General features: G+C 73.0%; 10 protein-coding genes. 3 read left to right on the forward strand and 7 right to left on the reverse strand.

Features of this window, described 5'->3' with window-relative positions; all coding sequences use genetic code 11:
* Positions 1–25: 25 nt before the first annotated feature.
* Positions 26–718 carry a response regulator gene (locus ACFY12_RS09490; protein WP_390715187.1) on the reverse strand — a complete coding sequence of 231 codons (693 nt, stop codon included), beginning with the start codon at positions 716–718 and terminating at the stop codon, positions 26–28.
* Positions 715–2,493 (reverse strand): ATP-binding protein, encoded by a 1,779-nt coding sequence (locus ACFY12_RS09495; RefSeq protein WP_390715188.1) that lies wholly within the window; start codon positions 2,491–2,493, stop codon positions 715–717. The genes ACFY12_RS09490 and ACFY12_RS09495 overlap by 4 nt, the downstream gene beginning before the upstream one ends.
* A 230-nt stretch (positions 2,494–2,723) precedes the next feature.
* Here ACFY12_RS09495 and ACFY12_RS09500 point away from each other — a divergent pair, with 230 nt between their 5' ends.
* From ACFY12_RS09500 to ACFY12_RS09510, 3 genes are read left to right on the forward strand one after another with little or no spacing between them, the layout of a single operon-like run.
* Positions 2,724–3,539 (forward strand): ABC transporter ATP-binding protein, encoded by an 816-nt coding sequence (locus ACFY12_RS09500; RefSeq protein ID WP_390715189.1) that lies wholly within the window; start codon positions 2,724–2,726, stop codon positions 3,537–3,539.
* A complete protein-coding gene (locus ACFY12_RS09505; protein WP_390715190.1) occupies positions 3,529–4,404 on the forward strand; it encodes an ABC transporter permease in 876 nt (291 codons plus the stop codon). The genes ACFY12_RS09500 and ACFY12_RS09505 overlap by 11 nt, the downstream gene beginning before the upstream one ends.
* A 48-nt stretch (positions 4,405–4,452) precedes the next feature.
* The gene (locus ACFY12_RS09510) at positions 4,453–5,508 is read left to right on the forward strand and encodes an ABC transporter substrate-binding protein (protein ID WP_390715191.1); all 1,056 of its coding nucleotides are present in this window, start codon (positions 4,453–4,455) and stop codon (positions 5,506–5,508) included.
* An 80-nt stretch (positions 5,509–5,588) separates the two neighbouring features.
* Here ACFY12_RS09510 and ACFY12_RS09515 read toward each other — a convergent pair whose 3' ends face one another.
* The 5 genes from ACFY12_RS09515 to ACFY12_RS09535 are packed head-to-tail and all read right to left on the reverse strand — an operon-like array spanning position 5,589 to position 12,950.
* Positions 5,589–6,659, reverse strand: a complete 1,071-nt coding sequence (locus tag ACFY12_RS09515; RefSeq protein ID WP_390715192.1) for a trypsin-like serine peptidase — start codon at positions 6,657–6,659, stop codon at positions 5,589–5,591.
* Positions 6,660–6,691: 32 nt separating this feature from the next.
* Positions 6,692–7,834, reverse strand: coding sequence for a trypsin-like peptidase domain-containing protein (locus ACFY12_RS09520; protein ID WP_390715193.1), 1,143 nt, complete (start codon positions 7,832–7,834; stop codon positions 6,692–6,694).
* Complete coding sequence (locus ACFY12_RS09525) at positions 7,831–10,866, reverse strand: ATP-binding protein (RefSeq protein WP_390715194.1); 3,036 nt, start codon at positions 10,864–10,866, stop codon at positions 7,831–7,833. The genes ACFY12_RS09520 and ACFY12_RS09525 overlap by 4 nt, the downstream gene beginning before the upstream one ends.
* Positions 10,847–11,968 carry a hypothetical protein gene (locus tag ACFY12_RS09530; RefSeq protein WP_390715195.1) on the reverse strand — a complete coding sequence of 374 codons (1,122 nt, stop codon included), beginning with the start codon at positions 11,966–11,968 and terminating at the stop codon, positions 10,847–10,849. The genes ACFY12_RS09525 and ACFY12_RS09530 overlap by 20 nt, the downstream gene beginning before the upstream one ends.
* A 13-nt stretch (positions 11,969–11,981) precedes the next feature.
* Complete coding sequence (locus ACFY12_RS09535; RefSeq protein WP_390715196.1) at positions 11,982–12,950, reverse strand: hypothetical protein; 969 nt, start codon at positions 12,948–12,950, stop codon at positions 11,982–11,984.
* Positions 12,951–12,964 lie beyond the last annotated feature (14 nt).

Genomic DNA, 12,964 nt, shown 5'->3' on the forward strand with positions numbered 1-12,964 from the left:
GGAGCTGTCAAGCGCGGTCAGGCGGTCAGTGGGCGCCCGCGCGGTGGTAGCGGTGTTCGGGGCGGCCGGTGTCGCCGTACCTCAGCGTGAGGGTGATGTGACCGCCGCGTTCCAGGTGCTTGAGGTAGCGCTGGGCCGTCGAGCGGCTGACACCGGAGCGTTCGGCGACCTCGTGCGCGGAGAGCGGGCGGACGGCCTCGCCCAGCACGCGGTGGATGAGGTCGGCGGTGGCCGCCGAGTGGCCCTTGGGGAGCTCGGTGCGCGGGGACTCGGGGGCCCGGAAGGCGCTGAAGATCCGGTCGACCTGTTCCTGCCCGGCCTCGCCGTGCCCGCTCACACCGGCGACGGTACGGCGCAGCGCGGCATAGCCGTCGAGCTTGGCGCGCAGCCCGGAGAAGCCGAACGGCTTGACGAGGTACTGCAGCGCGCCGGAGCGCATCGCGTCCTGGATGGTGGCCACATCGCGGGCCGCGGTGACCATGATGACGTCGGTGCGGTGGCCGAGCTGCCGGAGCCGCCGCACCAGGGCCAGGCCGTTCTCGTCCGGGAGGTAGTGGTCGAGCAGCATCAGATCGGCCGGGGTGCGCTCCAGGGCGGCCAGCGCCTGGGCGGCGGTGTGGGCGCGGCCGGTGATACGGAAGCCGGGCACCTGGGCGACGTACGCGGCGTTGATCTCGGCGACGTGGAAGTCGTCGTCCACGACCAGGACATCGATCATCGCGGGTCTCCGATCACCGTGGCTCTCCGATCACCGTGGGTCTGCGTTCCGCGTGGTTCCTCGTGGCGGCTGTCGGCCGCGGGGGACTCAGGACCCTTCGGGCCCTTCTGCCGCACGTGGTGTCCATCGAGTGGGTCGAGTCCGTCGAGCGCCTCCGGCAGGACGACCGTGAACACCGCGCCCCCGCCCGCCCGCGCGGTCACCCGGGCCATCCCGCCGTAGCGCTCGGCGAGCCGGCGCACCAGTGCCAGGCCGATGCCCCGGCCGCGTGCGGGGGAGCGGCCCCCGGTGAGGGGTGGATCCTTGGTGGACCAGCCCTCGGTGAAGATCTGTTCGCGCAGAGCGGGCGGTACCCCCTGCCCGGTGTCCGAGACCCGGAGGACCGCCGTGGTGCCCTCGGCCCTCAGCTCCACCTCGACGAACGGGTCGCCGCGGCGGCGCCCGGCGGCGGCGTCCAGCGCGTTGTCGATGAGATTGCCCAGGACGGTCACCAGGTCGCGCGGGTCGACCACCCGGTCGGGCAGCAGCGTCGAGGCCGACACCCGCAGCGCCACCCCGCGCTCGGCGGCGATCGCCGCCTTGCCGGCCAGCAGCGCGGAGAGCAGCGGGTCGGGCACCCGGTCGGCGATCTGCTCCGCCTGCGCCCGGTGGGCGGTGGTCACTTCGGTGACGAACTCCACGGCCGTGGTGTACCGGCCCAGTTCGAGCAGTCCGCGCAGCGTGTGCAGCTGGTTGGCGTGTTCGTGGTCCTGGGCCCGCAGCGTGTCCAACAGCCCCTGGGTGGCGTCCAGTTCGCGGCCGAGGAGCTCCAGCTCGGTACGGTCCCGCAGGGTCACCACCGCCCCGCCGCCGCGCGTAGGCACCCGGTTGGCGATCAGTACCCGGCCGCCGCGGACGGCCAGCAGGTCCGCCCCGGCCACCCGCCCGGTCAGCACATCGGTGGTCCGGCCGGGCGGCAGGACGTCGCCCAGCGCCCGGCCCGCGGCGTCGGTTCCGAGCCCGAGCAGCCGCCCGGCCTCGTCGTTGACCAGCCGGATCCGGCCCTTACGGTCGAACGCCACCACGCCCTCCCGGATGCCGTGCAGCATCGCCTCGCGCTCGTCGAGCAGGGCGGAGATGTCGGCGAACGCCAGACCGTGCGTACGGCGGCGGAGCCGGCGCGAGAGCGCGACGGCGGCCAGCACACCGACGGCCAACGCCGCGCCGGCGTAGCGCAGCACGGTGGGGACGGTGCCCAAGAGGCGCTCCCGGACGCTGTCATAGGCGATACCGACCGAGACCGCGCCGACGATCCGGCCGCGGGCGTCGCGCAGCGGCACCTTGGCGCGGGCCGAACGCCCCAGTGTGCCGGTGTCGATCTGCCGCACCTCCTGCCCGGCCAGGGCACGGCTGGGGTCGGTGGAGACGCGCCGGCCGATCTCGGCGGTGGTGGTGTGCGACCAGCGCACCCCGCGGGTGTCCAGCACCACGACGTACAGCGCTCCGGTCGCCCGGCGGATCCGCTCCGCGTCGGCCTGCACCGGCCCGTGGGCGTCCGGTCCGTTGGCGGCCAGTCCGTGGGCGTCCGGTCCGGTGGCGGCCAGTTCGCGGGCGAAGCGCGGATCCGCCGCGGTGGTCTGGGCGATGGCCAGTGCCCGCCGCATCGCCTGGTCGTCGAACTGGGAGCTGAGCGGCGCGAGGAACAGGCCGGTGGCGAGTACCAGCACACCGGTGGTCAGGGCCACTTGCGAGGTGAGGACCTGCGCGAAAGCGCGCCGGGGCCAGGGGATCCGCATCGGTTTCGGGTCTCCTCCGTCCTGGGCCCGCCACGGGGCGGGGAACCGTCGCCGGCGTCTCGTGGCGAGGGGGCCGCGCCGTAAGCCCTCCGTGAGCACCTGCTCACCTCCTGATGATCCGCATGCTGTTCTAGCGTGAGCAGAACGCACACAACAGGGTTTGTGAGCAGAAAGGCAGCTTGTGCTCACAAGCTGCGCCGTGGTCCGGGCCGCTCCTAGCCTCCCGGCCCATGAACAGCTACACGGGCCCCGCCATCGAACTGCGCGGCGCCGGCAAGACGTTCCGCACCCCGTCGGGGGTGCCGCACACCGCTGTCCGGGATCTGGATCTGGTCGTCGAGCGCGGCGAGTTCGTCGCCGTGGTCGGTCCCACCGGGTGCGGCAAGTCCACCACTCTGACCCTGATCAGCGGGCTGGAGGAGCCCACACAGGGCGAGGTACGGGTTGCCGGTGAGCCGGTCCGCGGCATCGGCGACCGGGTCGGGTTCGTCTTCCAGCAGGACGCGGTCTTCCCCTGGCGGACCGTGCTGTCGAACGTGATGGCCGGGCCCCGCTTCCGCGGCGTCCGGAAGCCCGAGGCCAGGCAGCGGGCGCGGGAGTGGCTCGCCCGGGTCGGGCTGGCGTCCTTCGAGGACCGCTATCCGCACCAGCTCTCCGGTGGTCAGCGCAAGCGGGTGGCACTCGCCGCGACCTTCGTCAACGACCCGGAAATCCTGCTCATGGACGAGCCGTTCTCCGCGCTGGACGTGCAGACCCGGGCGCTGATGTCGGACGAACTCCTGGAGCTGTGGTCGGGGACCGGGGCCTCGGTCGTCTTCGTCACCCATGACCTGGAGGAGGCGATCGCGCTCGCCGACAAGGTGGTGGTGATGACCGCCGGCCCGGCGACCGTCAGGGAGGTCTTCGAGATCGGACTGCCGCGGCCCCGCCGGGTCGAGTCGGTACGGCTGGAGCCGCGGTTCCTCGAAATCTACCGGGAGATCTGGGCCTCGCTCGGCGAAGAGGTCCGGATCACCCGCGAGAGGGGTGCCGCGGATGCCGCCTGAGACCGTCGTCGCGCATGTCACGACGGCCGGGTCCGGTACCGGAGACGGCCGTACCCGGGAGCGGGCGCGCGCCGCTCGCCACCGCACGCTGCTGGTGTACGGCACCCGGGTCCTGCTGCTGGTCGGGCTGACCGGACTGTGGGAGGGGCTCGCCAGGGCCGCCGTGATCGATCCCTTCGACTTCTCGATGCCGTCGAAGATCTGGGCCCAGATGACCCAGTGGGCGCTGCACGGTACGCCGCAGGGCCCGCTGCGGGAGCAGATCTGGTACACGCTCTACGAGGCGCTGCTCGGCTGGGTCATCGGCGTCATCGCCGGAGTGGTGCTGGGCATCGCGCTCGGCCGGATCCGCTTCCTGGCCGATGTCCTCGGCCCGTACATCAGGGTGCTCAACGCGCTGCCACGGATCGTGCTCGCCCCCGTCTTCCTGATCTGGTTCGGCCTCGGACCGGCCTCCAAGGTGGCCTCCGCCGTCGTCCTGGTCTTCTTCCCGGTCTTCTTCAACGCCTTCCAGGGCGCCCGGGAGGTCGACCGGAACCTGGTCGCACACTCCCGGATCCTGGGCGCCGGCGGCCGTCAGGTCACCCTCCAGGTCGTGATCCCCTCCGCCACCTCATGGATCTTCACCAGCCTGCATGTCAGCTTCGGCTTCGCGCTGATCGGCGCCATCGTCGGGGAGTACATCGGCGCGACCAAGGGCCTCGGTCTGCTGGTCGCGGCCTCGCAGGGCACCTTCAACGCGGCCGGTGTCTACGCCGCCATGGTGATTCTCGCCGTTGTCGCGCTGCTCGCCGAAGGACTGCTGGCCCTCCTGGAGAAGCGGCTGTTCCGCTGGAAACCGGACGGCGCCCCGGCCGGCCGTTGAAGGAGCACCGCCACCCGCACCTCCGTCAACCCACCAAGGACGTATGCCATGCGCTCTCACCGTAAGCCGGTGGCCGCCGCTGCCGCCGCGCTGCTCGCCCTCACCACCCTGACCGCATGCGGCGGCGGAAGCTCCGCGGCCTCCGCCCCCGGCACCAAGAACAACAAGATCAAGATCATGGTGGGCGGCCTGGACAAGGTCATCTACCTGCCGGCCAGACTCACCCAGCAGCTCGGCTACTTCGAGGACGAAGGCGTCCACGTCATCCTGCTCACCGAACCGGCCGGGGTGCAGGCCACCACCTCCCTGGTCTCCGGTGACGTCCAGGGCGTCGTCGGCTTCTACGATCACACCCTCGACCTTCAGGCCAAGGGCAAGCAGGTGGAGTCGGTGGTGCAGTTCGCCCACGCCCCCGGCGAGGTCGAGGTGGTCTCCCGCAAGGCGGCCGGCGAGATCACCTCGCCCAAGGACTTCAAGGGCAAGAAGCTCGGTGTCACCGGCCTCGGCTCGTCCACCGACTTCCTGACCAAGTACCTCGCGGTCAAGAACGGGGTGCGGGCGGAGGAGTTCACGCCGGTGGCGGTCGGCGCCGGCCAGACCTTCCTCGCCGCCCTCCAACAGGGCTCCATCCAGGGCGGGATGACGACCGATCCGACGGTCGCGCGGATCGTGGACCAGAACCTCGGCAAGGTCCTCGTCGACATGCGCACCCCCGAGGGCTCGAAGCAGGCGCTCGGCGGCCCCTACCCGTCGTCCAGCCTCTATATGAACACCGACTGGGTGAACAGCAACAAGGAGACCGTGCAGAAGCTGGCCAACGCCTTCGCGCGGACCCTGAAGTGGATGTCCACCCACACCGCCGAGCAGATCGCCGCGAAGATGCCCGCCGACTACGCGCAGGGCGGCAAGGAGCTCTACGTCCAGGCGATCAAGGACACCCTGCCGATGTTCACCAAGGACGGGGTGATGCCGGCCGACGGCCCGGAGACCGTCGAGCGCGTCCTCAAGGCCTTCAACCCCAACCTGCGGAACGCGTCGGTCGATCTGGCGAAGACCTACACATCCGAATTCGTCAAGAAGAGCCCGGTCGCCGGGAAGGGGTGACCCCCATAAGGCCCTACGACTTGGACCAAGACGCTACGGCTCGGGCCAAGTTCCTGCGATTCGGGCCAAGTTCCTGCGGCTCACACGAAGTTGATCTCCGCCCGTGCCAGCAGAGGGTCCTCCACCAGCTGCCACAGCGGTACGGCGAAGTTCCCGGAGCCGTAGCGGCCGCCGAAGTGCAGGCCCAGCACCCGGTGGTCGGTGAGATCGATGACGGGTGAGCCGCTGTTGCCGCCGAGCGTGGAACAGTCGTGCCGGATGGTGTTCTCGCCCGGCACCCACTCCGTGGTGGTGCCGGGCTGGAGCCGTTTGACGTTGTAGATGTCCATGAAGATCCGGCGCATCGACTCCGGCTCGTTGCGCCGGCCGTCGTACGCCGGATAGCCGACGCAGTACACCGGACGCCCCGGCAGATCGGCCGGAGCGTCCGCGGCCACCGCCAGGGGAGCGGGCAGCTCCCCGCCGCCGGGCGGCGGTGCGACCCGCAGCAGGGCCAGATCGACGTCCTCGTGGATGCCCAGCACCTCGACGACATCGTAGGACGGACCGCCGCCTCCCGGGAGGGCGCCGCCGCCGTACTCCTCACCCATGTCGACGTTGACGCCGACGCCCTGCTGGAAGGACCAGCCGTCGCCGTCGCCGCGGGCGAACTCCGCCGCGACATGACGGTTCGTCAGCACCGCCTCGGGGCCGACGAGGAACGCCGTACCGAGCCAGTCCAGGCTGGGGTGCCCGGTGAGCTCCACCCGGCCGACCCGGACGAACGACTCCCGGATCGCCGCCCGGTGTCCCTCCAGGACCGCCCAGTCTCCCTGTTGCGGCGCGAAGTCGTGGTTCTCCACCAGGATCGCGGGCCGGCCTTCGAGCAGCACGATGGCCTCCACGCCGAAGGACTCGTCGTCGCTGATCTCGTCCGCACGGCCCTCGGCGAGCTTCTCCAGACCGGTGACACCCGCCGACAGCACCCGGGTCCGCTCCTGCTGCGCGAACTGCGCGATCTGCCCGGCCGGCAGCTCGTCCGCCGGGAGTTCCTCCAGAGATTCGGGGATCTCCCAGGACAGCCCGTCCCGGACCCGGGCCGCCACCTCCCGGAGATCCGAGAAGACCTGCTCGGGACCGGCCGGTACCGGTGATCTGTGCCCTGTGTGCATCTCGTCCTCCTCGACGCGCCGTCGCCCTGCCGCTACGGCGCCGCTTGTGCCTGCTCGATCTCGGCATGGATACCGGGACTGGTGGCCTCCAGGTGGCGCAGCACGCTGCGCATCTGGGTGCCGACGTTCACAAAGGCCGTGGTCCGGCCCTGGAACAGCACGTTCTCCACGCGCCGGGTGCCCCGGTGGAGGGCCACCACCTTCCAGTCGTCGGTGCAGACCGGTGAGCCCGACGACCCGCCACGGGTGTCGGTGAAGTAGCGCACATCGTGCTCGTCCGCCTGGTAGACGAGGTTGTTGCGCAGCGCCACCCGCTTCGACCGGCCGCCCGGGTGCTGGATGATGTTGACGGCCACATAGGCGTCACCGGTCACCGTCAGCGGCCGCTCCGCCAGCTTCAGCGCCTGCCGGGCGGGCCGGTCGGCCAGCCGCAGCACCGCGTAGTCGAGTGCGGGGTCCGCGGCGACGAGTTCGCTGACGGTGGCCTCCACCGTCTCCGTGTCGTCGGTGTCGGCGTCGGCGTCGAAGTCGAACCGGGCGGTGGTGCGCCGGGCCTGGAGGCGCAGGTCCTCGGGGCCGGCCAGCGGCCGCCCCGCGCCGGTCCCGGCCCTGGCGTTGACCACATGGTGATTGGTGATCAGCAGGTCCGGGGTGATCAGCCAGCCGGTACCGGAGTGCGGGAAGCCGTTCGGCTGGAGGGGGGCGCCGCCCTCGTAGGGCGGTACCTTGACCCGGGCCACCGCCGCGCCGGCCAGCGCACCGCCGCGCAGAAAGCCGATCGGGACGGTGTCGTCCCGGTGGATGATCTCCTCCTTGATCTCCCCGGGAAGCGGCAGCCCGGCCGGCACCTCCGGCTCGCCGCCCGCCGCGCGCGCCACCTCGTCCAGGGCCCGCTGGAAGACGGTGAGCGGCCCGGCCTCGGTGGTCTCGGCGACCGCGTTGCGGAGCCAGATCTCCAGCGGCACCGAGCCGTCCACCAGCCGCTCCACCCGGTTCATCTCACTGAGGTCCGAGTGCACCTGGCGGCCGGGCGCCGGGTGCAGCGGCAGCGTGCCGCGGTAGCGGGGCATGATCCCGTCGAACAGCAGCGGCCGGACCGCGGGGTCGGCGAGCCCGGTCTCCACCGCGGCGTCCAGCACCCGGCGGACCTCGTCCGGCGGGAGGTAGCCGGTCATCGGTCACCAGGCCCCGCGGGGCCGCTCCCTTCCCGCGTACGGAGGCCTTGGCCGGACGGGCCCCGGGCGTACGGGCCGTCGCCCGCCGGTGCCGCCGTACCCTCTCCGGAACCGAAGCCCATCGCCGCGGCCACCCCCGCGACGATCTCCCCGCTCTCGTCGGGAATGGTCAGCAGCCGTCGGGCGAGCGCGTCGAGGGTGCCGCGGTCGCGGGCCAGCCGCAGGATGCCCGTGATGCCGGTGGGCGCACCGCCGGCCTGCGGCCGGGCCGGTCCCACGGCCTCGTTCAGGATCTCCATCACGGCGCCCAGCAGCGCCGGTTGCCGGCGGGTCGCCCGTCGCATCGCGGCGCCCAGCGTGTCCAGCGTCTCGTCGTCGGCCGGCAGCCCCACCACCTCCAGCGCGTGGTCGAGCGCCCCGGGGGCCCGGTCGTAGATCTGCGAGGCGACCGCCCGCACCAGCACCGGCCGGTCGGCGAGCACCGTATCGGGCAACCGCGCGAGCAGTTCGGCGAGCCGGCGGTCCGCTTCGGCGGCCGAGCCCTCGCCCCCGGCCGTCAGCCGGGCCCGCGCCAGCAGCGCGCCCATCGCCTCCAGATCCTGTCCGAGGCCGACCGCGACCTGCTCCGCCGCCCTGAGCTCGCGGTCGGCGCTCGCCGGATCGCCGTCCTCCGCCGCGAGCCGGGCGGCGAGCAGCAGCAGCTCCAGGCGGCGCCCCTCGCACCCCGGGCGCTCCGCCGGGCCGAGGGCGTCCGCCACGGCCCGGCGGGCCTCGGCCCGCCGCCCCAGGCGGTTCAGGGTCTCGGCGAACAGGGCGTGCAGCGGGCTGCACGGCGTCCAGGGGCGGCGCCGGCCGATCCGTTCCCACGCCGCGTCCGCGAAGCCCTGCGCCAGCAGGTCCTCGACCTCGCGGGCGGTGATCCGCTCCCAGTCCTCCTGGTCGGCGCCCGCCGCCACCCGGTCCGGGGCGCCCCCGCCGAGCCGGGCTGTCAGCAGCCCGGCGGCCCTGGGTGACAGGTCCTGCTGCGCCCCGGCCAGGAACCGTTCCACGCCCGGCAGCCAGCGCTCCTCCACCGACCGCGGGTCCTCGTCCAGCCGCAGCCGGTGGTAGATCTCCTCGGCGCGCGCCTCCAGGCCCTCGCACCGGGCGTAGTGCTCCACCGCGCGCCGCTCCACGGCGCGCATCACCCGGGTACGGTCGCCACCCGGCAGCCGCAGCATGATGGCGCGGACATCGCCCCGGTAGCGCACCGCGTCCGTACGGGCCGGCTCGACCATGTCGAGACGGCTCAGCCCGGCGAGGAGCGACCGGGCCCGGTCCAGGGTCGGCACCTCCAGCCCGCAGGGTCCGGCGAGTACGTCCTTGATGATCTCCGGGGTGATGACCCGCAGCGCCAGGCCCGGGTGGGCCAGCCGGCGGACGTCCGGATCGGCGATATGGCTCAGGATCCGGTCGTAGAGGACGCCCTGCACCAGCAGTTGGTCGACGCGGCGGGACACCTCGGGGCGCCGTGGGGGCAGGCTGCGGATCAGCTCGCCGGCCGTCCCGGCCGACGCCTCCGCCAGAGTGGCGGCCCGCGCGGCCAGCTTCAGGCTCAGCGGATGGCCGCCGACCCGGTCGGCCAGCGCCCGGGCCACCTCCCGGTCCGCCACACCGCTCGACAGCAGGACGCCCACGGCCGCCTCGGTGTCGAGTTCGCCGAGCTCGATGGCGAGCGGTGACATGGTCTTCGCCGGGTGTTCCACCGGTGCCCGCCCGGAGGCGATCCACCGCGTCCGGGGGTAGACGCTCTGCAGCGCGAGGAAGATCGCCCAGCCCCGGCCCGTCGCCGGTGAACCGCGGTACTGCGCCGCTTCGACCGCGTCCATGACCAGCACGAATGGCGGGTCCGGCTGATCCCTGTCGGCCTTGCCGTCCGCGACCGCCCGCACCAGGACATCGGCGACCCGCTGGGCGAGTTCGGTCTCCCGCTGGGTGGCCAGCGTCTGGAACTGCCGTGAGGAGCGGCGCCCCAGCACGGCCCGGGTGGCGGCGAGTTCCTGCAGCTCGGTCACCCGCTCCTGCCCCTCGCGCTGGCTGCGGGCCGCCTGCTCGCACTCCTCGGCCAGCGCGTCCAGCTCGGCGCGGTGGGCCGGATACTGGATGCCGAGCTGCCGGGCGGCCTCGGCGATCAGCGTCACCGGTTCCTGGATGGACAGGGTGGGCCGCTCGAAGTCGATATACGCGAACGGGAAGCCGCCACCGGGCGTGCGCACACCGTCGAGCAGGAACTGGGCGAGCAGGGTGCTCTTGCCCATCCCGTCAGGACCGTGCACGACCAGCGGCGGCATCGGCGCCGGGGCCACGTCCGGCATCGGCTCGGGCGGCGCCGATCCGCCCGGCAGCCCGACGTAGCGCCGCAGTTCCTCCAGTTCGCGGGCGCGCCCCTGGAATGGCTGCCGGACCAGCTGCTCCAACGGCTCCAGCAGCCTGGCCCGTTCCAGGTCGCGCTGCACCTCGGAGGCGTCCGGCAGCCCGGTCACGCCCGGCACCTGGGACAGCCACAGCACCGCCCGCAGGGCGTCGGCCAGTTCGCCGGCGGTCATCCGGGCCGTCGTCGGCGGGCGCCCGGAGAGCTGGGCCAGCGCGAAGTACTCCGGTCCGGACCCGGGGGAGAGCGGGCCGGTGTTGCCGGCGAGGGCGCGCCGGGCGGCCTCCGGCCCCGCCAGGCCGCGCAGCGTCCGTTCCCGGACATCGGCCTTGAGGGCCCACTCGGGCCGGTCCTGCTCCCCCAGGGTCGTACAGTCGTCGACCAGCTCCAGCAGTGCGCGTCCGGTGGGGTGCTGCTCCCCGGGCAGCCTCAGCCGCCGGGGATCGAACCGCGCCAGCAGGCAGGCCGCCTCCCGGTAGGCGCGGCGGAGGTCCGAGACGCCCGGGGCCCGGTCCGCGCCGGTGTGCAGTGCCTCGCGCAGCCGCGCGGTGAACAACTCCCGTACGTCCACCCGCTGTTCGGAGGGTGTCCCGGCGGGCCGGTCAGAGGGACTGGTAGACACGAATGGCCTCCTCCGCCGCGCTGCAGACCCTCCGCATATAGCTCTGACCCTCCTCGCCACCCCTTCCGGCGGCGCACAACACCTCCTCGACGGCCACGTCCACCAGCTCCGCGACGGTGCTCTCCGGAAGCCCGGCGGTGACCGGGGACCTCGGGGCCGACTCGTGGAAGGCCAGGTCGAAGAAGGCCCGCAGGTCCTGTGGTTCGGCGACCCGGGCGGTGTCCCAGCAGATACTTCCCCGCAGGTCGTAGGGGAGTTGGCGCATCGAGCGGCCGTAGCCGAGCAGCACCAGCCGGGGGGCCTGCTCGCCCCGGGCGGCGGTGTGCTCGTAGAGGGCCAGGGCCAGCTGCCCGATGAAGTCCCACACATCGGAGCTGGGGTCGAGCTTGTCGCACTCGTCGAGGACCAGCCACAGGCGCTCGTCGGCCGCGGTCGCCCGGGCGGCCACCCAGTGCGCCGCCTCGTCGATCGACGGCAGCGGGTCGCCCCGGCCGGTCCGGTCGAACGGGGCGGGCCCCGCCCCCGGCCCGGTGACGAAGTCGGCGAGCCGCCGGACGACCTCGGCGGCGGTGGACGTGCGCGACAGGGTGACCCGCACCGGGCGGAAGCCGCTGTGCTGTCCGATGTGGCGCAGGAAGGTGTAGGTGTACGACCGCCCGCTGTCCGGTTCGCCGTCGACCAGCAGGATGAACGTGTCCGGGTCGGCGATGAACCGGCGCAGCGTCTCCCGCAGGTCCTCGCGGTCGATGAACGCCTCGGTCCCGTTCTGCAGGACGCAGCTGCGGAACGTGTCCTGCGCGGTGTGGGCGCGGACGTCGTCGCGCAGCCGCGCCAGGAATTCCCGTGCCTTCACGACGTCCGGGAGCACGGCCAGCCGGTCGGCCCCGGTGAGCGCCTCCATGAGCCGCAGCTGGCGGTGGAGGACGGTCCGCGAAGCCCGTACGAGGGCACGGGCGTTGTCCGCGCTGACGTGGGTCAGCGGCAGCGCGCCGACGAACTGCTGGGGGAAGCCGTACTGCAGCAGCTGGGCGTGCGGATCCGTGGTGTCGAGCAGATAGCTCTGCGCCCACGTGGTGACCAGGTCCCACTCGGTTTCGGTCAACGGCACACCGCACCTACCCGGGACCGTGCGTGAGATGGCCGAACAACTGGTGCACCGGCTCCCTGACCTGGGGCTGGGACAGGTACTCGCGGATGCCGTGGTGGTTGCCGCTGTCGTTGGTGACCAGCAGATCGGTGACCCGCTCCGGCGGTGCGTACTCGGGCCGCAGGGTGTGGTCGAGGGCGACCAGGTCCCGCAGGTCCGAGGCGTTGCGCCAGGCCGCCACGCCCGCCGGGACGGCCGGCGGGTGGACCAGCTGGTCCTGTACCTCGGTGATCGCCAGCGGTGAGCCCACGGTCACCAGCAGCTCCACTTCGCGCCCCAGCTCCCTGAGCACCTCGTACGCGATCACCGAGCCCAGGCTGTGCCCGATCACCACGAGCGGACCGTCGGCCGGTCCGCCCAGTGCCTCCCGCACCACCTCGCGCATCGCCGGACCCGCCCCGCCGAAGAAGTACGCGTGGACGTCCTTGAAGGTGTGCCGGACCAGCCGCCGGAACACCGCCGTACGACCGGCCTGGGGCAGCGGCAGCGCCTCCAGCGGCAGCTCGGCGGACGGCTCCTCGCGCTCCCCGGCATGAGCCAGGGGGTCCGCGAGGTACGTCATGTCCCGCAGCCAGCCGGCCAGCGCGCTCCCGTCCTGGCCCGCCCGGCCCTCCAGCCCGGCGTCCGCCGCCTCCCGCCGCGCCTCGTCGAGGGTGCGCGCCACGAACTCCTCGGGCGCTTCGAGCGCGGCCCGGTCCGACGGGGGAGCCCCGGGCCCGGTGGCGGCCGCCGGCTCCTCGGCCGGCTCCGGCCCGCCGTCCAGCGGATCCGCCCAGAAGTCGGGGAGCGGCTCGGGATACCGCAGCGGCGCCCAGTACGCCATCCGGGAGGCCCCGGCCATGTCCCTGCCGAACAGCGCGGTGTCCCACTGGGACTTGAGCAGCTCGCGGCGGACCTTGTTGCCGTTGCCGTGGACGTAGACGACCGCAGGGGGCATGGCGCTTCCCTCCG

The sequence above is a fragment of the Streptomyces sp. NPDC001339 genome (genome assembly GCF_042895955.1).
Classification (GTDB): domain Bacteria; phylum Actinomycetota; class Actinomycetes; order Streptomycetales; family Streptomycetaceae; genus Streptomyces.

What these genes read in the sequence shown, in the direction of transcription:
- ACFY12_RS09490 (WP_390715187.1), bottom strand. Translation starts at nt 718, where the DNA reads ATGATCGATGTCCTGGTCGTGGACGACGACTTCCACGTCGCCGAGATC.
- ACFY12_RS09495 (WP_390715188.1), bottom strand. Translation starts at nt 2,493, where the DNA reads ATGCGGATCCCCTGGCCCCGGCGCGCTTTCGCGCAGGTCCTCACCTCG.
- ACFY12_RS09500 (WP_390715189.1), top strand. Translation starts at nt 2,724, where the DNA reads ATGAACAGCTACACGGGCCCCGCCATCGAACTGCGCGGCGCCGGCAAG.
- ACFY12_RS09505 (WP_390715190.1), top strand. Translation starts at nt 3,529, where the DNA reads ATGCCGCCTGAGACCGTCGTCGCGCATGTCACGACGGCCGGGTCCGGT.
- ACFY12_RS09510 (WP_390715191.1), top strand. Translation starts at nt 4,453, where the DNA reads ATGCGCTCTCACCGTAAGCCGGTGGCCGCCGCTGCCGCCGCGCTGCTC.
- ACFY12_RS09515 (WP_390715192.1), bottom strand. Translation starts at nt 6,659, where the DNA reads ATGCACACAGGGCACAGATCACCGGTACCGGCCGGTCCCGAGCAGGTC.
- ACFY12_RS09520 (WP_390715193.1), bottom strand. Translation starts at nt 7,834, where the DNA reads ATGACCGGCTACCTCCCGCCGGACGAGGTCCGCCGGGTGCTGGACGCC.
- ACFY12_RS09535 (WP_390715196.1), bottom strand. Translation starts at nt 12,950, where the DNA reads ATGCCCCCTGCGGTCGTCTACGTCCACGGCAACGGCAACAAGGTCCGC.